The 22450-nt window shown below is 39.1% G+C and carries 16 protein-coding genes and 2 riboswitches; of the genes, 4 read left to right on the plus strand and 12 right to left on the minus strand.

From position 1 onward, the window contains the following. The first annotated feature begins 293 nt into the window (after window positions 1-293). Window positions 294-2561, plus strand: a complete 2268-nt coding sequence (locus ACR1PO_RS20305) for an aconitate hydratase (protein WP_002983822.1) — start codon at window positions 294-296, stop codon at window positions 2559-2561. A gap of 148 nt (window positions 2562-2709) precedes the next feature. Here the strand turns inward: ACR1PO_RS20305 and ACR1PO_RS20310 are convergent, their stop codons facing one another. Further along, on the minus strand, window positions 2710-3387 hold the full coding sequence (locus ACR1PO_RS20310; RefSeq protein ID WP_433987977.1) for a LytR/AlgR family response regulator transcription factor: 678 nt from the start codon (window positions 3385-3387) through the stop codon (window positions 2710-2712). After that, window positions 3380-4399 carry a sensor histidine kinase gene (locus tag ACR1PO_RS20315; RefSeq protein ID WP_433987978.1) on the minus strand — a complete coding sequence of 340 codons (1020 nt, stop codon included), beginning with the start codon at window positions 4397-4399 and terminating at the stop codon, window positions 3380-3382. Before ACR1PO_RS20315 ends, ACR1PO_RS20310 begins: the two co-directional genes overlap by 8 nt. Before the next feature lie 188 nt (window positions 4400-4587). Here ACR1PO_RS20315 and ACR1PO_RS20320 point away from each other — a divergent pair, with 188 nt between their 5' ends. Together ACR1PO_RS20320 and ACR1PO_RS20325 are read left to right on the plus strand one after the other, a co-directional pair. Further along, complete coding sequence (locus ACR1PO_RS20320; RefSeq protein WP_433987979.1) at window positions 4588-6711, plus strand: TonB-dependent receptor domain-containing protein; 2124 nt, start codon at window positions 4588-4590, stop codon at window positions 6709-6711. Window positions 6712-6743: 32 nt separating this feature from the next. Continuing rightward, window positions 6744-7583, plus strand: coding sequence for a DUF5694 domain-containing protein (locus ACR1PO_RS20325; protein ID WP_433987980.1), 840 nt, complete (start codon window positions 6744-6746; stop codon window positions 7581-7583). Window positions 7584-7640: 57 nt separating this feature from the next. Here the strand turns inward: ACR1PO_RS20325 and ACR1PO_RS20330 are convergent, their stop codons facing one another. Next, entirely contained in the window at window positions 7641-10385 is a 2745-nt protein-coding gene (locus tag ACR1PO_RS20330) for a TonB-dependent receptor plug domain-containing protein (RefSeq protein ID WP_433987981.1), read from the minus strand. Between the two features lie 295 nt (window positions 10386-10680). After that, window positions 10681-10778, minus strand: a riboswitch (SAM-I-IV-variant riboswitch). 119 nt (window positions 10779-10897) lie between these two features. On the opposite strand from ACR1PO_RS20330, the gene ACR1PO_RS20335 reads away from it, so the two are divergent. Continuing rightward, window positions 10898-13123, plus strand: coding sequence for an outer membrane beta-barrel protein (locus tag ACR1PO_RS20335; RefSeq protein WP_433987982.1), 2226 nt, complete (start codon window positions 10898-10900; stop codon window positions 13121-13123). Between the two features lie 216 nt (window positions 13124-13339). Here the strand turns inward: ACR1PO_RS20335 and ACR1PO_RS20340 are convergent, their stop codons facing one another. The 9 genes from ACR1PO_RS20340 to ACR1PO_RS20380 form a co-directional block, all read right to left on the minus strand. Further along, window positions 13340-14050, minus strand: coding sequence for a HesA/MoeB/ThiF family protein (locus tag ACR1PO_RS20340; RefSeq protein WP_433987983.1), 711 nt, complete (start codon window positions 14048-14050; stop codon window positions 13340-13342). 144 nt (window positions 14051-14194) lie between these two features. Continuing rightward, window positions 14195-15313: a 2-iminoacetate synthase ThiH gene (gene thiH, locus ACR1PO_RS20345; RefSeq protein ID WP_433987984.1), complete on the minus strand. Its 1119-nt coding sequence runs from the start codon at window positions 15311-15313 to the stop codon at window positions 14195-14197. A gap of 9 nt (window positions 15314-15322) precedes the next feature. Further along, window positions 15323-16099, minus strand: coding sequence for a thiazole synthase (locus ACR1PO_RS20350; protein WP_332388969.1), 777 nt, complete (start codon window positions 16097-16099; stop codon window positions 15323-15325). After that, complete coding sequence (locus tag ACR1PO_RS20355; protein WP_433987985.1) at window positions 16096-16710, minus strand: thiamine phosphate synthase; 615 nt, start codon at window positions 16708-16710, stop codon at window positions 16096-16098. The genes ACR1PO_RS20350 and ACR1PO_RS20355 overlap by 4 nt, the downstream gene beginning before the upstream one ends. Before the next feature lie 5 nt (window positions 16711-16715). After that, window positions 16716-17453 carry a hydroxymethylpyrimidine/phosphomethylpyrimidine kinase gene (locus ACR1PO_RS20360; RefSeq protein ID WP_433987986.1) on the minus strand — a complete coding sequence of 246 codons (738 nt, stop codon included), beginning with the start codon at window positions 17451-17453 and terminating at the stop codon, window positions 16716-16718. Then, window positions 17429-18016, minus strand: coding sequence for a thiamine phosphate synthase (locus ACR1PO_RS20365; RefSeq protein ID WP_332388966.1), 588 nt, complete (start codon window positions 18014-18016; stop codon window positions 17429-17431). Before ACR1PO_RS20365 ends, ACR1PO_RS20360 begins: the two co-directional genes overlap by 25 nt. Further along, on the minus strand, window positions 18013-19824 hold the full coding sequence (thiC, locus tag ACR1PO_RS20370) for a phosphomethylpyrimidine synthase ThiC (protein ID WP_332388965.1): 1812 nt from the start codon (window positions 19822-19824) through the stop codon (window positions 18013-18015). The genes ACR1PO_RS20365 and thiC overlap by 4 nt, the downstream gene beginning before the upstream one ends. Before the next feature lie 24 nt (window positions 19825-19848). Continuing rightward, window positions 19849-20055 (minus strand): sulfur carrier protein ThiS, encoded by a 207-nt coding sequence (gene thiS / locus ACR1PO_RS20375; protein ID WP_332388964.1) that lies wholly within the window; start codon window positions 20053-20055, stop codon window positions 19849-19851. Window positions 20056-20112: 57 nt separating this feature from the next. Beyond that, window positions 20113-20209: riboswitch (TPP riboswitch) on the minus strand. Between the two features lie 109 nt (window positions 20210-20318). Beyond that, on the minus strand, window positions 20319-22373 hold the full coding sequence (locus ACR1PO_RS20380; RefSeq protein ID WP_332388963.1) for an Ig-like domain-containing protein: 2055 nt from the start codon (window positions 22371-22373) through the stop codon (window positions 20319-20321). Window positions 22374-22450: the final 77 nt, after the last annotated feature.

A 22450-nucleotide genomic window follows, 5' to 3' on the forward strand; every position in this document is an offset into this window, starting at 1 on the left:
GACTTTTGAAAACTATACAATTGAAAGATTTTAGTCCTTTGGGATTTAAGATCTTTCAATTTTTTGTTTAGAATGTTTCTATTTTAAGTTAAATACGATTTTTTTTCAATACAACCTGAAAACGAAATCTATTTTTTCTTAAATTGAAAGTTATAAAATCTCTTGATTTTATAGTCAAAATCATTCCTATTAATGGACAATAGGAACGTTTTTTGATGTGTAAAGAAATAGTTTTTTCTTTTTCACCATCAGAGAAAGAAGCTTTAACAGACAAGAACAAAATTAAATACGATATGACTTTTGATATTGATATGATCAAAAAGGTGTATGAGCGTTATCCCGAAAGAATTGCAGCAGCAAGACAAATCGTGGGAAAACCTCTTACCCTTTCAGAAAAAATCCTTTACACCCACCTTTGGGAAGGAAATGCTACACAGGCACATGAAAGAGGTAACTCTTATGTAGACTTCGCGCCAGACAGAGTAGCGATGCAGGACGCCACAGCACAGATGGCACTTTTACAATTCATGCAGGCAGGAAAGGCTAAAGTAGCTGTTCCTTCTACTGCGCACGCAGATCACCTTATCCAGGCAAAAGTAGGTGCTGATAAAGACTTACAGGAAGGGATCAACAAAAACTCCGAGGTATTTAATTTCTTAAGCTCTGTATGTGATAAATACGGAATCGGGTTCTGGAAACCGGGTGCAGGGATCATTCACCAGGTAGTATTGGAAAATTATGCTTTCCCCGGAGGTATGATGATCGGTACAGACTCTCACACAGTAAATGCGGGAGGACTTGGAATGGTAGCCATTGGTGTAGGAGGTGCTGATGCTGTAGACGTAATGGCAGGAATGCCGTGGGAGCTTAAAATGCCTAAACTTATCGGAGTAAAATTGACCGGTAAAATGAACGGATGGACTTCTGCAAAAGATGTCATCTTAAAAGTAGCAGGGATCCTTACGGTAAAAGGAGGTACAGGATGTATCGTAGAATATTTCGGGGAAGGAGCAGAATCTCTTTCAGCAACCGGTAAAGGGACTATCTGTAATATGGGTGCTGAAATCGGGGCTACAACTTCTACTTTCGGGTATGATGATTCTATGAGAAGATATCTTGCCGCTACCGGAAGACAGGATGTAGTAGATGCAGCGGATAAAATTGCTGAACATTTAACAGGTGATGCTGAAGTATATGCTAACCCTGAACAATATTTCGATCAGTTAATAGAAATCAACCTTTCTGAACTGACTCCTCACTTAAACGGGCCTTTCACTCCGGACTTAGCGACTCCTGTTGCCGAATTCAGAGCTAAAGCCGAAGCTAACGGATGGCCTTTAGAAGTTGAATGGGCTCTTATCGGTTCTTGTACCAACTCTTCTTATGAAGACTTATCAAGAGCGGCTTCAATTGTTGAGGATGCTGTTTCAAAAGGAGTTAAACCTAAAGCTATCCTGGGAATCAACCCTGGTTCTGAGCAGGTGAAATTTACTGCAGAAAGAGATGGTTTCTTAGATTCTTTCAGAAAATTTGAAAACGCAAGAATCTTTACCAATGCTTGTGGGCCATGTATCGGACAGTGGGACAGAGAAGGCGCTGAAAAAGGTGAGAAAAACTCTATTATCCACTCTTTCAACAGAAACTTTGCCAAAAGAGCTGACGGTAACCCGAATACCCATGCCTTTGTAGCTTCTCCGGAAATGGTTGCTGCAGTTGCGATATCAGGCAGACTTGACTTTAACCCAATTACAGATACTTTAACTAACGAAGCTGGTGAGCAGGTAAAGCTTGATGAGCCTAAAGGTTATGAGCTTCCTTCAAAAGGATTTGCAGTAGATGACAACGGATATCAGGCTCCATCAGAAGACGGATCTAAAGTTGTTGTTAATGTAAGCCCAACTTCAGACAGACTTCAGTTATTGGAAGAGTTCCCGGCCTGGGACGGTAAAAACATTACAGGGGCAAGAGTACTGATCAAAGCTTTCGGAAAATGTACTACCGACCACATTTCTATGGCTGGACCATGGCTGAAATACAGAGGTCACTTAGATAATATCTCAAACAACATGTTGATTGGAGCTGTGAATGCTTACAACATGGAAACCAATAAAGTTAAAAATGAATTAACCGGTGAATACGGTGAAGTTCCGGCTGTACAAAGAGCTTATAAAGCTGCCGGGATCCCAACAATCGTTGTAGGAGACCAGAACTATGGTGAAGGTTCTTCAAGAGAACATGCTGCGATGGAACCGAGACACCTTGGCGTGAAAGCGGTACTGGTAAAATCATTTGCGAGAATCCACGAAACCAACCTTAAAAAACAAGGGATGCTTGGAATCACTTTCGCAAACGAAGCAGATTACGACAAAATCCAGGAAGACGATATCGTTAATTTCTTAGATCTTGATCAGTTTGCTCCGGGAAAACAGCTGACTTTAGAATTTATCCATACAGACGGAACTAAAGACATTATCATGGCTAACCATACTTACAACGATCAGCAAATTGATTGGTTTAAGGCCGGTTCTGCCCTGAACCTGATCAAACAACAGGAAAAATAAGATTAATTGTTAGATTAATTAATATAAAGGCGGCTTCAATTGAAGTCGTCTTTTTTATTTAACTTTAAATTTCCTTTGCTGAACTTTGGTAAATATTCCAAAACCTTACAGGTTTAGAAACCTGTAAAGTTGAGCTCTCATATGAACATTATGATATTCTATCCAGAAGACCCGCCCTGTAGCTTTCACCGATAGGAATTTCATAATCAGGAAGAATAATTTTTTTTGCCCCGATGCTTTTGATTTTATCCAGATTGATAATAAAAGATTTATGTACCCGTACAAATTTTTCAGAAAGCTGGCTTTCCATAGATTTAAGCGTATCCAGAACAATATATTCATCATTTTCCGTACGGATATTGACATAGTCTTTGATGCTTTCGATATACAGGATTTCATTGAAACCTATGCGATGTCTCTGCCCTGAGGACTTTACAAAAAAATGGGTATTTTCTTCCTGTGGAAAAGAAAACCGTTCCCGGGCTTTTAATACACTTTTCTGAAACCTGTCGAAAGAAATAGGTTTCAGAAGATAATCAACAACATTATGCTCATATCCTTCCAGTGCATACTCCGAATAAGCGGTTGTTACAATATATTTTTGATCTGCCCCTACAATCTTCATAAAATTGATCCCTGTAAGTTCCGGCATCTGGATATCCAGAAAGATAAGATCAGAATCATTTTTCTGCAGATATTCCAAAGCCTGAATCGGATTCTCTGTAGAGAAAACCAGTTCCAGGAAAGGAATTTTTTCTGCATAATGTTCCAGAAGGGAAATTGCCAGGGGCTCATCATCAACGATAATGCACTTTATCTTATTCATTCTTTAAATCAATTTTTAAATCTACAACAAATTCCGTTTCCGAATCTTTAATCTCAAGCTGATGTTTGGGGTACAATATTTCCAGTCTTTTTTTCACATTCTGAATTCCGATTCCGGAAACAACATCTTTCATTTTCCGGGTTTTATAATTAAAAAGATAAAAATGCAAGACCTCATCAGGATCTGAGATTTTCATTTCAAAACCTTTATCCCGGAAATCACCATGCTTGAAAGCATTTTCCACAAAAGGAACCAGCAGCATCGGAGAAATCTTCAGGTGAGGATGCTGAATATTTTTCTCTATGATCAGCAGTTCCGGGTTTCTGATCCTTAGCTTCTCCAGCGCTATCAGACTGTCAATATATCCAATTTCCTTATCCAGAGAAATGGTATCTTTTTCAAGATCTTTTGTGCTGTATCTCAGCAGCTGCCCAAGCTCTTCAATAGCGGGAAGCGCCTTATCCGATTTCTGATAGACAAGTGAATAGATATTATTTAATGAATTAAAAATAAAATGAGGGTTGATCTGGGTTTTCAATGCCTGAAGTTCTGCCTGTTTCTTGTCTATCAGGAGCTGCTTTTTATCATTTTCAGCCACTCCATATTTTTCCAATATCCACAAAATCCCTGCTATGAAAGTAGGGAGCGAGCTATTGTAAATATTATCAAAAAAATAAAAGAAAAGTTCTGTACCTTCACCATAATTCCTGAATCCTAATGTTTCCGGAAGCATAATTTCCTCAATGATATAACGCAATCCGGCAAAGAACAGAAAAGCCAATATAAAAACGAAAACGGCGGAATACAGTTTGTCTATTTTAAAAACTTTAGGAAAAACAATGAAATAGGCAAAGTAGAAAGTAAGAATCTTCACAAGGAAGAATGTAATTCTGAGAACATGCATATTAAATTTATTAGTCTCCGGAAAAAAATAATTCGGAGTGATCACTGTTCCTATAAAATTAAAGCTCCAATAGATAATCTGAAGCCAAATAATTTGCTTTCTTTTCATATTCAAATATACCTTGTGCAGTTTTATTTTTGCATTATTTTTCGACAAAAACCTATTTTTTTCCGACGAAATTTATTTGATACACAGAATTCTGCACTTCATCTAAAAACTGTTTTGCCAATAGTCTTCATCCTATATTTTTGCCAGAGAAATGTAATATAATCATCATTTAATCTGTCATTTATAATATGAAAAAACATATTTTACTTATTGCTACCCTGATGTGTTCTTTTTCAGCAGCTCAAACCAAAGACACCGCCAATGTCAACAAAATAGAGGCGGTTACCGTGAATGGTAAAAAGGTTCTGGTAGAACGTAAAGTGGATCGTCTTGTTTACAATATCCAGAATTCCATGCTTTCACAGGGAAGCTCGGGAACTGAAGTTTTGGCCGGTACCCCTTTATTACAGGTGGATGAAAATAAAGGACTGCTTTCTATTGCCGGAAAAAACGGCGTTTCTGTGATGGTCAATGACCGGATGCTGAATCTTTCCGGATCTGAGCTGATGAACTACCTCCGAAACCTTCGTTCGGAAAACATATTGAAAATTGAAGTAATCACGACTCCTCCCGCCAAATATGAAGCTCAGGGAAACAGCGGAATTATCAATATTATTCTTAAAAAAAATCAGAATCTTGGATGGAATGGTTACATGAATACCAGTTATACACAAAAAACATATGCGGCGTTCAATAGTGCAGCAGGCGTAAATTATCAGAATGAAAAAGTGAAAGCCTCAATAAAACTTCAGGGATATGACGGAGACAAAAGATCGGTAGAAAATTATAAGATAATCGGCCAAAGTTCTTCCGTCAGCAGGGATGAAAGACGGGATATGAATGACGGATTGGGATTGAATGTTAATGTTGATTATTCTCTTTCCAAAAATTCCAATATCGGATTGGTATATGATATTTTGAAGGGACATTCCAATATGGATATCAACTCGAAGCAAAACTATTTTACTGACAATATCCTCACTTTACAAACAGATACGGATTCCAGGCATCGTTCTTCTTTTACTTCACAAATGCTGAATTTATATTTTGATCAGAAATTCGGGGAACATAAGCTAAGCCTGGGAGCCAATTATTATGGAAATCTTCCGGATACAGAGGTAAATTTTATCACAAAAAATGTTACCAGCAATTCAGCACAGGTGGTAAGAAACCTTTCATCAGTGGATTATAAAATATATTCAGGGCAGGCAGATTTAACTTTAAACTTCAAAAAAATACAGCTGGAAACCGGAGCAAAATACAGCCAGTTTTCTAATAATTCGGACATCGGATATTTTAATTTCATCAATGGTGATTACATTATAGATCCTTCGAAAAGCAATCTTTTTGATTATAATGAAAAAAATTATGCAGCCTATCTGAGTGCCAGTAAAAGCCTTGGAGAAAAATGGTCTGTAAAGGCAGGACTCCGTTATGAATATACACAAACCAACGGATTTTCCCCTGCTACACAATCTCAGTCCGAAAATAATTATGGCAAGTTCTTCCCAACAGCCTATCTTTCTTATAAAGCCAATCAGGATAATCAGTTTAGTATTAATTATTCCAGAAGAATCAACCGTCCTTATTTCCGGGCTCTGGATCCCTTCCGCTGGTATTCCAATCCGAACACTTATTATTCAGGAAACCCAAGCCTGCAGCCTTCTTTCAATCATAATATAGAGCTCAACTATATGTTTAAAAATAAATTTTCTGCCAATCTTTATTATCAGAGAACAACAAATAATTTTGATCAGATCACATTCCTGACCGGGATTAACCGCGTTAGTACATTTGAGAATTACTATAATCAGGATAATTATGGTATCAATCTGAATTACACGGATACTTTCTTCAAAATATGGGAAAGTAATATTTCAACTTCTTTCAGTTATAATGAGACTCAGATTACAAGGTTCAATCTGGTTCCTAAAAACGGACAATCTTTTTATTATTCTTTCAATAATACATTCCAGCTGAATAAGGCCAAAACGTTCATGTTATTTCTGAACTACTGGCATAATCTTCCTTCCCGTGACGGATACACTGCTGTAAGGAACAGAGCCAGCCTTGATGCAGGAATAAAGATGAGTTTTGTGGAAAAAGCACTCCAGATAAATCTTTCGGTGAGTGATATTTTTAAACAGTCCGGATATAAGGGAGATCTGTATTTTACAGATAATACACAGTCATTCAACAACTATTGGGATGCCAGAAGAATGATACTCAGCATCACTTATAATTTTGGAAACCAGAAAATTGAATCGAATAACAGAGCGGTGAATTTCGAAGAGAAAAACCGCGCACAATAATAATTTAACAGTAACTTTAAAAAAATAAACTCATGAAAACTTTTATTTATATCCTTTTTATATGCCTTTCTACATCAGTATTCGCTCAAAAAAAACCGTCAGATTTTTTTACAAATTCAAAGACGAAAGTTTTGGTAGTCGGATCATTTCATTTTGACTACCCTAATCTGGATGCTCATAAAATCAATAAAGAAGATCAGATAGATGTACTTTCTCCTAAAACAGCAAAAGAAGTTACTGAACTTGTAGAATATATCAAAAGATTTAAGCCGACCAAGATTGCAATTGAGGCCTGGCCAAGCTGGAATGCCAATCAAAAGCTGGGAGAATACAATGAAGGTAAACACCGTGACAAAAGAGATGAGCGTTATCAGCTTGCTATGCGACTAGCCAGTGAGCTTAAAATAAACGAATTGTTCAGCATTGATGCAGAATCTGTTCTGGATGATCTTGAAAAACACTTCGGTAAAACTGATTCTGCATTTTTTAAAAATCTCAGTAAAGATTATGATTTCAGGAGTGATGACCCTATCTCCCAACAGTTTATTGCTTTCTACAAGAGTTCTGAGCCTAAAAATTTTAAATCTCTTCTGGACACTTTTACTTATATGAATTCCAAAGAAAGCCATCAATACGGATACGGAGCCTATCTGAGCGGCGACTTTAAACTGAGAGAACATGACGGTGCGGATATGCTTGCGCTTTACTGGTACAGCAGAAACCTGAGAATGTTCCGTAATATTCAAAACATTCCTCACAACAGTGAAGACAGAATTCTTGTAATTGCCGGAAATGGCCATGCCGCCGTATTAAGACAGCTTTTTACCTCATCCGCAGAATATGATTTCATTGAATTTTCTTCACTGAAATAAATAAAAAGACAGAGATTCGGTCTCTGTCTTTTTTTCAAAACTTCTGAACGCTCTATATCAGAAATTGAATTCAATTCTTGCAAATAAGAACCTCCCGCCTATACCATACTGGGAAACCTGTCTGGAATACACAAACTGGTTATCTGCTGTTAATGAACTTATGGCAGGGCTTTTAGAAGGTAATATATTTAAGATATTATTGCTTCCTACTGTTGCTGAAATATTTTTATTAAAGCTATAACCTACAGATAAATCTGTTACCAAACGGCTGTTAAGGACGAAATGCTCGGTACTTCCCGTTATTCCGTCAAAGTTGGCATCTACCACATCTGCATCGGTCACTTTACCAAAGAAAGAATTACGCAGTACGAAAGTAAAGCCGGAAACTCTTACTGTGTTACCCAATGTGGCTTTTACACGGGGTACAGCTTCTTCAAAATAGATTCTGTTGGGTTCCGAGAAATAATTATTAATCTGGCTTACCAGTTTAGGAGACGCATGGATGTCCCCGATTCTTTTGGTTTGATTAAAGTTGATTCCCAGGTTATTCTCCAAACTAACCGCTGATGAGATTTTTGAGTTCTGGGAAATGGTAATATCCAGACCTTTCGTCTGAGAATCCACTGCATTGGCAAAGAAATTGGCAGCGCTTGCCCTTGCCAGATCAAAAGCATCCTGTAGAACGGCCTGATCTGAACCTGGAGAGAAACTACCATCAGGGCGGTAGAAAAGATCGGTCAGTACTACCCTGTCTTTAATCCTGATTAAATAAGCATCTGCTGTGAAAGTCAGGTTTAAGGCCGGAACCTTCCATGTAATTCCTGTGCTGTAGGATTGTGAGGTTTCCTGTTTTAATTTTGGAATCCCTAATGCCTGTGCAGCCTCAGAATTATTTCTGAAAGTACCCACCTGGGTTGTTTTTCCCTGCTGAATCAACGTAGAAGTAGAGCTGTAATAAATTTGTGCCAGTGAAGGCGCTCTGAACCCCGTAGAAACAGCACCTCTCCAGTTGAGATTGGAAGCCAGCTTTACATTGGTTGCCACCTTATAATTGAATGTAGATCCGAAGTCTGAATAATTCTCATACCGTACAGCTCCTTCCAACAGCCATCGGTCTGTAATTTCCAGTTCTGTATCAAAATAAGCCGCAATACTGTTTCTGTTCCCGGAAACTGCATTTTCAGGACTGAATCCCGGAAAAACCTGAGCTCCGGCAGGTCTTACATGTCCAAAAAAATCGGTTACTTTTTCATTTTCAGGGGTTTTCGCTGTCACTACCCGGCCATAGATATCATAAGAAGCATAAGAGTTTTCTTTTCCGGCATTTACTTTATAATTCTCGTGTCGGTATTCACCTCCAAAGGCAATGTTCAATCCTTTCAGGACATCATATTTTTTAGAGAAATCCAGGTTGACTGTATTTTGTGAAAATTCAGAACCTCCGGCATCAAAAGTCCTTGGAGAACCGTCTGTAAGCGAAGCATTAAAAGTATTGACAACGCCAAAGCCAAAAACGTTTTTCCCAAATGTATTACTGAAATCGATATTCCAGCCATCCCATTTTCCTTTGATTCCGGCAGCAAGGGAATAATCGTTCACAGTGGCTTCAATCTGCGGAAGATACCCGTTGGGTGTAACAGCATTGATGTTTCTTTCATTGTTCGGAAGCCTGTAAAATCCTCCGGCATTCCCAAGACGATAGCTGTAACCTCCAAAAGAATAAACTTTCCATTCTTCATTAACAGGAATTTCAGAGTTGAAAAAAAGCTGCCCTGACTGCAGTTTAGATTGCCCGGCTCTCAGGCTGAAATCCTTTCTCTCCAGCCCTCTGTAATTAAGTTCCTGAGAGGTAAAATCTTTGCCCAGTATATTCTGAAGATCAGAAATACTGTTTGCCCCTGAGATCTGAGTTTGAAAATCATTCCCAAAATAATCTACCTTAGTCGCATATTGCTTAATGGTATTGATAATCTGCTGAGTATTGGGAGTATTGGTAATATTTTTATATAACCCATCAATATTAACGCCATCCTGTAATGCTCTGTAATTAATTGCGTTATAGGCATTGAAGATATCACCTTCCCGCACTCCGGCTCTGGAATAAGGATCACGGTATTGGGCAGAACCTGTCACATTAAAAAATCCGGTTTTCCCTATTTTAGCTCCGTAATTAAGATCTACGGAAATAGTCTGCCCATCTGCTCCGCCGGAGAAATTATTGGTAACGGGAGAAGCATATCCTCCTAAAAATACCTGCCCTGAAAGTCCCAATCTTTTTTTCAGCCCAAGGTTTATTACTCCTGCAATTGCATCAGAACCATACTGGGCAGCAGCTCCGTCCCTTAAAACCTCTATTTTTTCCAATGCATAGGCAGGAATAGCATTAAGGTCGGTTCCCACAGAACCTCTTCCCGGCGTAAGGGTAACATTTATCAGTGAAGACTGGTATCTTCTTTTTCCGTTTACCAGAACCAAAACCTGATCCGGACCAAGTCCTCTCAGGAGCGCAGGATCTACAAAATCGGTTCCGTCATTAACGGTGTGAGAGGTGGATGAGAATGAGGGTACAATATAATTTAAGGCCTGACTGATACTGTTAGACGGGCTTTGTTTTAAAATTTTTGAGATATTAATGATATCTACCGGAACGGGGGTCTCCGTCAATGATCTTCCGGAACCCCGTGTTCCAAGGATGACCACATCATCTATTTTCTTAGATTGTAAGGTATCCGTCTGTGCATAGTAAAATGTGGAGATAAGTGCGACAGAAGGAACAAAGAATCTTTTTTTGAAATTATGCATGTTTGTTGTGTACTTTTTGTTGATAAAATTGTTTTTTTAAGCAATACAAATCCTGTAACCCTAAATTGTAAGGTTACCACAGAATCCGAAATGTTTGTATTATTTTTTAGAAAAAGAAAAGGCTAGAAACAACAACACATGCGCATGTAGAAATGGCATGAGAACATATCAGAATAATGAAGGTTCACTTCATGATCTGAAGAATAAAAAATTACTGATGTTGGGTGATTTCCCTTGTCTTTAAACATTTGATTTTAACTTTAAAACAAAAATTCAAGATGGGAGTAATGATAGAATGATAAACATTTTTTCCGGAAGATCCGGCTTATCGATTGCAGCACCTTGCTTGTTTTTGCAGGTTGCTATCCCATCTAGAGATTCTTGATAATTACCTGGCAAAGATATAATTATTTCGGAAATAAAAAAATATTTAGTCTAAATTTTCGGTTTTCAAACATTTACCGTAACAAATGATCTTTTTCTGCGTCTAACCGGATAACAGTAAAACCATTATGAAAAAAACAATTTTCGCTTTATCCTTGCTAGGCTCTGTTTTTGTTTTTTCGCAGGAAAAAAATAATAAACCTCAGGAAAAGCAAATTGAAGGCGTAGTCATTACCAAAACTAAAAAGGCCGTTGAACAAAAAGCAGACCGAACTATTTTCGATTTTTCTGAGCAGCCTCAGCTGAATAACGGAAACGTTCTGGAAGGAATAAAAAAACTTCCGGGGCTTGTATCTACCGATATCGCAGGAATGATGTATCAGGGGAAAATGCTGGAAGTGTACCTTAACGGAAGACCTCTGAACATTACCTCAAATGAATTGAATTCTTTTCTGGAAGGTATGCCCGCCAACTCTGTAGAAAGAATTGAAGTGATCACCCAGCCAGGTGCCGAATTTCCAGCTACTTCCGGAGGTGCGATCATGAATATCATCACCAATAAAAATGCAAATAAATATTTAACGGCTACTTATTCAGGGAATTATTCTTTCACGAATTATGACCAATACAGAAGCAGAACTACGAATTCCGTTAATTTAAATGCAAGAAATAAATATTTCGGATGGCAGCTTAATGTTGGGCAGAATTACCGTGAAAGTATGCTGAACGGCCAGCAGGATGAGCTTTTAAACAGCCATACCGACAGATACGGGCGCGGATATTTTGCAAAATCCGGGTTAACTTTTGATCTGGGGCAGGACAGATTATTATTAAACTACGATATTTATCACAACAATAACGACAACTACACTTTAAGCAACGGCCACGGAGATTTGCCTTTCAGGAGAAATCCGGAGGATTTAAAAGAGGCTTTTTATACTTCTTCAGATGTTGCCCATACCAATAACCTGAGACAGGAGGCCGTTGTAACCTATCAGAAGCGTTTTGCTGACAAATCTCAAAAACTGGACTTCCAGTTTGGCTATACAAGATCAGACAGCAAGTTTTCCCAGGATAATTACTTCCAGGATGGGACATTTGTAGCTTATCCCACGGAGCCTCTTGATAGCCCTACCAATGGATTAAAAGATATTCTGAATAATAAATCTGTGATGAATATTGCCAACTTTAAGGTAGATTACGCCCAGCCTATCAAGCTTCTTGATGGTGGAAAGGTAAGCTTTGGAGGATTGTATGAAAAGCAGGATTATGACACGGAAAGCTTTGGCTTAACCAACCTTGAATACCAGAGACAGACAGCTTCTACCTATCTGGAATTCCAGGCTAAGCTGAAAAAGTTTGATTTCACATTGGGTTCCCGTGCTGAAAACTATGATATTTCCGGGATAACAAGATATATTGATAAGAATAAAAAACTGGTTGAAGCCGATCTGATTCCTTTCAATAAATTTAAGTTTTTCCCGAACGCGAGCGTACAGTATAACATGATGAACCAGGTGTATATTGCTGCGAATTACAACAGGAAAATCAGTCTGCCAAGCATTTCTGCCCTGAATCCGAATAACGTAACGTTCTCCGGACCAAGTACGGAGGTAAACGGTAACCCGAACCTTCAGCCTACTATTTTTGATAATTATGAAATAAAAGTATCTGCTTTTGATTATGCATTTATTGGGTATAGCGTAAGCTCGGCAAGCAATCAGGTGGCACAGATCATCCGAAAAGACGGAAGAAAACTCTTCAATGAGCAGGTGAATATTTCAAATATGAGAATTCATAACTTTAATGTAGGGTTACCGGTTCCTTTTATGATTTTCAGTAAGCCGATGAGTGAGATTATGAAATTTAATTTTAATCCGGATAAAATTAACTTCATGTACCTGTATGCCGGTTATCAGAAACATGAAATTGACAATCTGAACAATAAAGGGTTCTGGATCTTCAATATCATGACACAGATTATTTTGCCGAAAGATATTAAACTGACAGCCAACTACAGCTATCTGACCCCAAAGGCGGGATATTTCTACTTCACGGCAGAGAAACCATTCAACAACTCGTTTGATCTTACGCTGACGAAGAAGTTTATGAATAACCGTCTGACACTTTCTGTTTTTGCGAATGATATTTTCAACGGACAGGTAATGCAGGTGCGTTCTAATCCGCCGTCAGGAAATCCGGTGATGATCAGCAGCAAATATGATACGAGAAACTTCGGACTTTCCATCAATTATAAAATTCCGACGAGAAATAAACTGGCGAAAGAGGATCCGAATATCTTAAATCAAACCAAAAAAGAAGATACCGGAGGTGTAATGCAGCAGGCACAATAATTCTTTTACAATAGAAATAAAACAGGTGGTAATCATTTTTACCGCCTGTTTTTTTATAGGGTTTTGGCTAAAGCCAGTGGAAGAATATTAAAAAGTAAACGGGCTAAAGCCCGTTCCTATCGATATATAACTTTGTATAATTGCTTTACTCTGTTTCTATTGCCCGTAAAAAAGTGTTATTTGTGAAAACATCAGTGATATTAGTGTTTCTTTGAATCAAAAATCTACCGTCTGAAATCTCCAGTTCAGCGTATCTACCAATGTCAGCTGATTAACACATACCGGAAGATCTGTGATAATTTTCAAGGTCTGAAGAGCCATCATGCTGCCTATTATCCCAGGAAGAGCGCCCAAAACGCCAAGGCTGTCACAATCCGGTACATCATCATCGAAAGGCGGTTCCGGGAAAATATCTCTGAGATCTTTACTTCCGTTATGATTAAATACAGCTACCTGTCCGGAAAATCCCAGAATACTTCCGTAGACCAAAGTTTTTTTCAATTTTACGCAGGTATCATTTACCAGATATCTTGTTGAAAAATTGTCTGAGCCGTCAATAATAACATCGTACTGCGAAATAATATCCTCAGCATTCCCATCATTGATTTTCTCTTCAATTCCTTTGAATGTAACCTGATGATTGAGTTCTTTTACATAGACTTCTGCACTCCTCACTTTGGATAATCCTACTCTGTTTTCGGTATGGATAACCTGCCGGTTCAGATTATGAAGTTCAACCTCATCAAAATCTGCAACTCCTAAATTTCCTATTCCTGCGGCAGTCAGATATTGTATAACCGGACTTCCCAGACCTCCTCCTCCAATAACAAGGACTTTGGCAGCCATTATTTTCTTTTGTCCTTCCAGTCCTATTTCTTCAATAAATATCTGCCGGCTGTACCGTGAAAAACGATCTTCTTTTTTCATACTTTATAATAGTTGAACCATTAAGATTCTTTAAATTTTAAGAAGAGTTAAGCTGAGCTTTGATTTAAAGGATGCTATCTTAAAAATCTCCGGTTTTTCTTAATTAAACTTCACTTCTTCAAAGTCCTTACTGGTTTAAAAGTTTTAATATCCACTGTACACAGAATCCCAGTCTTTCATCACAGGATCGTAGCCTGCTTTTCTGATCATGGTTTTGATCTCTTCCATACTCCGTTCATCACTGGTTTCAAACTGTTCCAGAGATTCTTTATCTACGGCATAGCCTCCCGGATTGGTCTTTGACCCTGCACTCATCGCAGTTGCTCCCAGAGACACAATATTATTTCTGAACACTTCATTTTCTCTGGTAGATATGGAAATTTCAAGGTCTTCATTCCAGATTCTGTAGGCACAAATCAACTGAAGAAGATCTCTGTCTTCCATGATAAAATTGGGTTCAATGATGCCTTCAGCAGGTCTGAGCCTTGGAAAGGAAACCGAAAATTTGCTTTTCCAGTATTGTTTCTGAAGATAATCAATGTGCAAAGCATTGAAAAAACTGTCCACCCTCCAATCTTCCAGTCCAAGCAGGACTCCCAGTCCTATCTTATGAATTCCTGCTCTCCCGATCCGATCCGGTGTTTCCAGACGAAAATGGAAGTTTGATTTTTTACCTTTCGGATGGTATTCCCTGTAGACATCCTGATGATAGGTTTCCTGATAGACTAATACGGAATATACTCCTTCTTCATGAAGCAGTTTATATTCATCTTCCATGAGCGGCTGAACTTCGATGGAAATATTGGAAAAATGAGGTTTTAGCTTACGGACAGCATTTTGAAAATAAGGTACACCTACTATTTTATTGGCTTCACCGCTTACCAGCAGTACATGATTCACACCCATTGATTTCAGGACTGATGCTTCAATCATCAGCTCCGTATCGGAAAGTGTTTTTCTTTTCAGATGATTGTCAAGGCTGAAACCGCAATAGGTACAGATATTCTGGCATTCATTACTGAGATACAGCGGTGCATAGAGCTGAATGGTTTTACCAAACCGTTTCTGGGTAATTGCCCGTGTCATCACTGCCATCACCTCCAGTTCCTGAGAAGCTGCTGGTGAAAGGAAATTAAGAAAATCCTCAATTGTTTTGTTTTTCTTCTGAAGACTGTATCTTACATCAGCCAGACTTACCTTTTCAAGCTTAGATTTTATTTCATCCCATCGGTAGTTTTCAAAAACCTCTTTAAAGCTTTTCATAATCCTGATTTATTCAAACAAAAACGAAGTAAGCGGACTTGAAGCTTCGGCATGACTGGAAATAGCTCCCAAACCTGATTCAAAAGCCCTTCTCCCGGCAATAACTCCTTCTTTAAAAGCGACAGCCATATTCAATGGATTTCTCGCAACAGCGATCGCAGTATTCACCAAAACGGCATCAGCCCCCATTTCCATGGCTTTTGCAGCATCTGATGGTGCCCCGATTCCCGCATCCACCACCACAGGGACATTGCTCTGACTGATGATTATTTCCAGAAAATCCTGTGTTTTTAATCCTTTATTCGTTCCAATAGGTGCCCCCAAAGGCATTACTACAGCTGTTCCGGCGTCTTCAAGCCGTTTGCACAAAACAGGATCAGCATGAATGTAAGGCATGACCACGAATCCTAATTTAGCGAGTTCTTCAGTAGCATATAAAGTTTCAATGGGATCCGGCAGTAAATATTTCGGATCCGGGTGGATTTCCAGCTTTACCCAGTTGGTTTCCAGCGCTTCTCTGGCTAGTTGCGCTGCCAATACAGCTTCTTTAGCAGTTCTGGCTCCGGATGTATTTGGAAGAAGATGAACATGGGTTTCCTTCAGGGAATCAAGCAGATCATCTTCATGGGATTGCGCATCGATTCTCTTTAACGCCATTGTTACCATATCGGTTTCTGATGCGATAACAGATTGGACCATATCTCTCATGCTTCCGAACTTTCCTGTTCCCAAAAACAGCCTTGATTCAAAAGTTCTTCCTGCTATTTCTAATTTCTGATGGTTCATATCATTACTTTTTTTAGTTCATTAATTATCGCAGGCTGCTTTGTAATGAGGCCTGAAACGGCAACACCGTAAATTCCAATTTCCTGCAAGGGTAGGATATCTTCAAAAGCAACACTTCCGATTGCAAATATTTTAGGAACAGCAAAGGATTGTTCTCTTACTCCATCTACGATTTTCTGATATCCTTCAAACCCAAGAACAGGGCTTAGTTTTTCTTTGGTCGTGGTAAATCTCAATGGTCCCAAACCAATGTAATCACAAGCTTCACTGATTCTCCGGATGACATCAGAAAGAGTATTGGCTGTTCCTCCAATAATTTTATTTTCACCTAAAATCAGCCTTGCATCTTCAACAGCAGTGTCATTTAATCCTACATGCACACCATCTGCATCAATTTCTTTAGCCAGATGTACATGATCATTGATGATACAAACCGACTGATATTCTAAGCAAAGTTGTTTTGAAATTTCACAAAGACTGATTAATTCATTTTCAGGAGCATTTTTCCATCTCACCTGCACCCATTTGATTCCGTTATCCAGAGCTTTACGGATATGAAGTTCCTGTTCCTGCCTGGTATTTCCCTGTGATATGTATTGTAATTTTTCCATATTTTCTATGAATGTGTTCCCAGTAAAGAGGGATTGCTTTTTAAAAATTTTCCGATATATAATTTCCCGTTCCGGCAGGCCGTTTCCATATTTTCCCCTTTCGCAAGTTCTGCTGTAATGGCTGACGATAATACACAGCCCGAGCCATGTTTAGGAAAATATATTGTATTGTTTCCGGCTGGAACTAATAGAATTTCTGTTTCCTTTTCAACTAAAATATCCGTTCCTAAATGATCTTCCCTATGCCCTCCTTTGATTAATAATGAACATTGATGTGTATCCGGCAAAAGATTATTTTCCTTTAAAACACTGTATTCATTATAATTGGGAGTTATTAAACTGAGCTTATTAATGGTATTTTTTAATTGAGGAAGTGTCTCAAGATCAAAAAAAGTGAATTCGGAGGTACTTTTCAGGACAGGATCCCAAACGATTTTAACTTCAGAATTATTCTTTTGAACCGTTTCTACAATTTTGCTTAAAAAATCTGCATCTTTCACAATTCCGATTTTCACTGCTGATACGGGATAGTTTTCCATCAGGACCTGTATGGTTCCAGTCACTTCCTCCACAGGACGCCATTCAAGGCTCATACATTGGGAAGCTGTTTGCAGTGTTAATGCGGTACATACCCCCAAGCCCATCACTTTGGATTGCTCAAAGGTTTTAATGTCTGATAATAAGCCCGCTCCACCACTGGGATCAAAGCCCGCAATGCTTATGACATAAGGACGTTCCTGCATTTTTTGAATACTTTTAAAGGTTCTTCACTTTCCCAAACTGCTCCTAACAGAGCTGCTCCGTCTGCACCCGATCCGAAAACTTCATGAATATTATCCTGATCAATTCCTCCAAGGGCAATTAATTTCACATCCGGATTGTTCCGAGATTGTATTTCTTCTTTAATAGTAGAATCTGCTCCATACCCTTTTTTGGATATACTTGGAAAGAACGGGCTTATAAAAGCATATTCCCATTCTTTATCCAAAGTATTGTATGTTCTGATATCATGTACTGAAGTTGAAATAATATTTTCCGGCAAAAAGGGTTTGCATTTTCCTTGCTCACGGTCAGTCTCCCTGAAATGAAATCTTGAAATATGATATTCTTTCCCAAGGTCATAATGTCTATGAAGCACCAGCTGCGAACGAAAAGATTCGTCAATTTGGGTGATGAATTCAATCATTTCATTACGGCTGATCCACGGTTTGCGGATATGGAGCAGATCAAGACCTTCATAAAACATCTGATTAATACTATCAGGTTCGTTCGGAACAATCAATTCAGGAGTGATAACCAGGATCATATATAGATTTCTTTTCCTTTTTCGATAAATTCCTGTGACTTATCCAGCATTCCTTTTTCTGCAGATTCCCGAATTTCCTGAGTGATTTTCATGGAGCAGAACTTCGGTCCGCACATAGAACAGAAATGGGCAATTTTTGCGCCCTCTGCAGGAAGGGTTTCATCGTGATACGCTCTTGCCGTTTCAGGATCTAACGAAAGGTTAAACTGATCTTCCCATCTGAATTCAAATCTCGCTTTACTTAAGGCATTGTCTCTGTATTGCGCGCCAGGATGTCCTTTTGCCAGATCTGCCGCATGGGCTGCCAGTTTATAGGTGATTACCCCAACTTTCACATCTTCTTTATTCGGAAGTCCTAAATGTTCCTTAGGTGTTACATAGCAAAGCATGGCACAACCAAACCAACCGATCATGGCTGCTCCGATTCCGGAAGTGATATGATCATAACCCGGTGCAATATCCGTGGTTAAAGGGCCTAAGGTATAAAACGGAGCTTCATGGCATTCCTTCAGCTGTTTATCCATATTTTCTTTGATCATATGCATCGGAACGTGTCCCGGACCTTCAATCATTACCTGTACATTATGCTTCCAGGCAATTTTGGTCAGTTCACCTAAAGTTTCCAGTTCTGCAAACTGAGCTGCATCATTGGCATCTGCAATAGATCCCGGACGAAGCCCATCTCCCAAAGAGAAAGCCACGTCATATTTCTTCATGATTTCGCAAATCTCTTCAAAATGGGTATAGAGAAAGCTTTCTTTATGATGGAACAGACACCATTTTGCCATAATTGATCCACCTCGGGAAACAATTCCGGTTACTCTGTTCGCTGTTAAATGGATATATCTCAGTAAGACTCCTGCGTGGATGGTAAAATAGGAAACTCCCTGTTCTGCCTGTTCAATCAGGGTATCTCTGAAGATTTCCCATGTCAGGTCTTCAGGAACACCTTTTACTTTTTCCAGTGCCTGATAGATTGGAACGGTACCAATCGGAACCGGACTGTTCCTGATGATCCATTCTCTGGTTTCGTGAATATTTTTCCCTGTAGAAAGATCCATAATGGTATCTGCTCCCCATCGGCAGGCCCATACCGCTTTTTCCACTTCTTCTTCAATACTGGATGAAACAGCACTGTTTCCAATATTGGCATTGATTTTCACCAGGAAATTTCTCCCGATGATCATCGGTTCACTCTCCGGATGGTTGATATTATTGGGAATAATCGCTCTTCCGGCAGCAATTTCGTCTCTTACAAACTCCGGAGTGATCTTACCTTTCGGAGTATTCGCTCCAAAGCTGTGTCCGGCATGCTGAAAAGCCATTTCTTTCGATACGGAATCAAGCTGCTCTATTTTTTGGTTTTCCCTGATGGCCACATATTCCATTTCCGGGGTGATGATACCCTGTTTTGCATAATAAAGCTGGGTAAGTTCTTTTCCTTCTTTGGCAACTTTAGGTTTATGATCGTAGGAAAACCTCAGTTCATCAAGGCGGGGATCTGCCAAACGTGCTTTTCCGTATTCAGACGTAATTCCGTCCAGGATATTCACATCATTCCTGTCCAGAATCCATTGTTCTCTGATTCTCGGAAGTCCTTTCTGAATATCAATAACGGCATTTTCATCGGTGTAAGGTCCTGAAGTATCATAAATCGTGACCGGGGCATTATGTTCAAAGCCACCATTGGTCAATTTGGTTGGGCTAAGCTGTATTTCACGCATGGCTACATTGATAGGATGTAGTTTTCCTTCAACATAGATTTTCTTTGAGTTCGGAAATGGCGAACATGTAATGGAGTGAGCCATAAGTATTGGTTTTTAATATGAAAATTAACCGCCCTGAGTGGCAGTAATGATTAAAATTGAATCGTTATTGTTGAGGATGGTTTCCGCCCAGACGGACAGCGGAATAATGCGATTATTGAGGGCTACTGCAATGCCTTTCTTTTTTCCGGGCAGCTCCATAGCCAGTAATGCTTCCAGATTTTCAGGAAGTACATCGAATGTTTTTCGGGTGTGGTTGATTATAAGTTCCATTCCTAAATAATTTAAATCACTTCAGGAATGGCCATTATTGTACAATAGAATGTACAGCAAAAGTCATCTACTTTTCCCTACGCTGGTATGATCCAGATCAGGTTCAAAGGGTAAAGTCTCAGTCTGTTGATAACAGACACCCCTAAAGTCTGGGACGAAGTTAGTTATTTTTTCAGAATGGGCAAAATCTGATTTTTTTGAGCATAAAAAAGGCCGGAGACTATTACATCTCCGGCCCTTACTGATTGAATTACAATAAATTATTATTTTTTAATCACTTTTTTATGTTCCAGAGAACCATCTTTCATCTCCAGAACCAGCATATACATTCCCTGCGAAAGATCGCTAAATCTCAGTACAGAGTCCGGGTTATCAATCGTTCTGATCAGTTTTCCGGTAACATGTGTTACTTTTATTGATTTTACAAGTTCCGGTCTGCTGATGTTAATATAATCAGAGAAAGGATTCGGATGTACTTTTATTGTTTCTTTCGTTTGAGCTTCTGAAGTACTTAAACAGTTTACCGTAGCTGTTACCATTGTCCTGTCTGATTCACAAATTCCACTTACTTTCCAATTGTACAGGTAATAATAATAATTCGAACTGGGATTTGAACCGAATCTCGCCGCTTTTATACTGCATACTCCCGATAATATATACGGATAAGAAAAACCTGATAAAATTTCTCTGCGCAAGTTGGATATTCCTGATGCTCCATCTACAACAAGCCTATAATCACTTCCGGCTGCCGGCACATTAAAGTCAAGTGCAACCGTATTCAGTACACCCGCTGTAGTTACATTCACATTCATTGTTTTAGTAGCCAGAATAGTACCGCCTGAGTTTTTCAGATTAATGGTAACGGTTCCTGTTGTACCGTTTCCCATAGGATATATATCAACTTCTTTTATTACCATTGGAGAGTAAGCATCAAATACCAACCCATAATCAGCAAATCCAGAATTCCCGCCGGTAGAAGTTGGAGAGTCTTTACCTACATATGAATCAGCTCCTATAGTTGCCGCTGAAACCCAATAATTGGTGGTTGAAGCAAGCGGAGGCGTAATATATGACGTCCCTGTACCTACATTATTTCCATTCGTACCGGCATCATACCATAGAAGCACAGACCCACTACCCGTTGTTGCTGATAATGTTGCACTCTGCCCGGGACATACCATAGCTCCGGAAGATGTAATGACTGAAGGAGGCTGACATTGCGTTCCAATTTGTAAAGGCTGAAGAGACCATATACTTGTATTGCCTGAACCACAGTTCGATCTTATCCAAATATTATAAACGGTGGAAGGAGTTAAAGAATTCAAAGTAGCTGACAAACCTGATACCGGAGGTACACTTGGTGGTGTAGAAGCGGTAGGAGCTGTGTTGCTTGTACTATAATAAATATCATATGCTCCGGGAACAGAAGGTGAAGCACTCCATGATAACGCAGCAGTATTAGCAGTTGTTGCTCCGGCTGATATTCCTGCCGGAGCGTAGCAAGATGGTGGCGTCCAGGTATAAGTAAATCCGGGAGGCGGCATTCCGGGAACCGAATTTACTGTATTGAAGGCCTGGGTACTGCTACTAGCCATTCCCGACGTAGAGTTCACGAATTCTGATGTGGCGGCATTCAGCCGGGTATTAAAATCGGCAGCGGTATTCCCTCTCAAACCAATCTGAGCAGTTCCGGAAACACCGGTTGTTCCGGCTAGATACGTTCCGTTATTATAAACCATCCGGATCACATTAGAAGTTTCCTTTAAGCGGATCTGAAAGGAAAAGGCATACACAGCGGTTGTGGAAGTACTGCTGTTTGGTCTGAAATTTTTCCATTGAATGACCACTTCCCGGTTAGGAGCTGCGCCTGTAGTTTCCCAACTGATATCTCCGGTTACACCATTAATATCAAAAATACTGCTCAGGTCTCTTCCAAACACAGAGATCGCCCCTTCATAAGCCGTTATTCCGGATATGGGTGCCGTATATATTGTAGAAGGGGCTGTAGCTCCGAATGTAACGAAACCGTTAGTTGATACATTTAATGAATTATATGATACTCCATTAAATACAAAACCAAAAGGCAATGTCAAAGGATAAACATTACTGTTAAGATTAGTAGATGTGGTATTTCCTGTAGCAGCCTCCAGTACGGTTCCTGTAATTGGAGTATAAGTTCCTGTGGTCTGCCCAAAGCTATAAGCGCTTACCTGGGCCATAACGGCAGAAGATGCTGTAAGCAATGCAAGCGCCAGCGTTCTTTTCAGATGCTTTTTATTCTTTTCGTAATTAAAGAATACTTTATAAAATTGTTTCATATAAAAATAGATTAGATGTTGGCTAATTTACAATTGTTTTAACAATAATTAAATAAAACTCAATTTTTATTACAAAA

The organism is Chryseobacterium amylolyticum (genome assembly GCF_051011775.1).
Classification (GTDB): Bacteria; Bacteroidota; Bacteroidia; order Flavobacteriales; family Weeksellaceae; genus Chryseobacterium.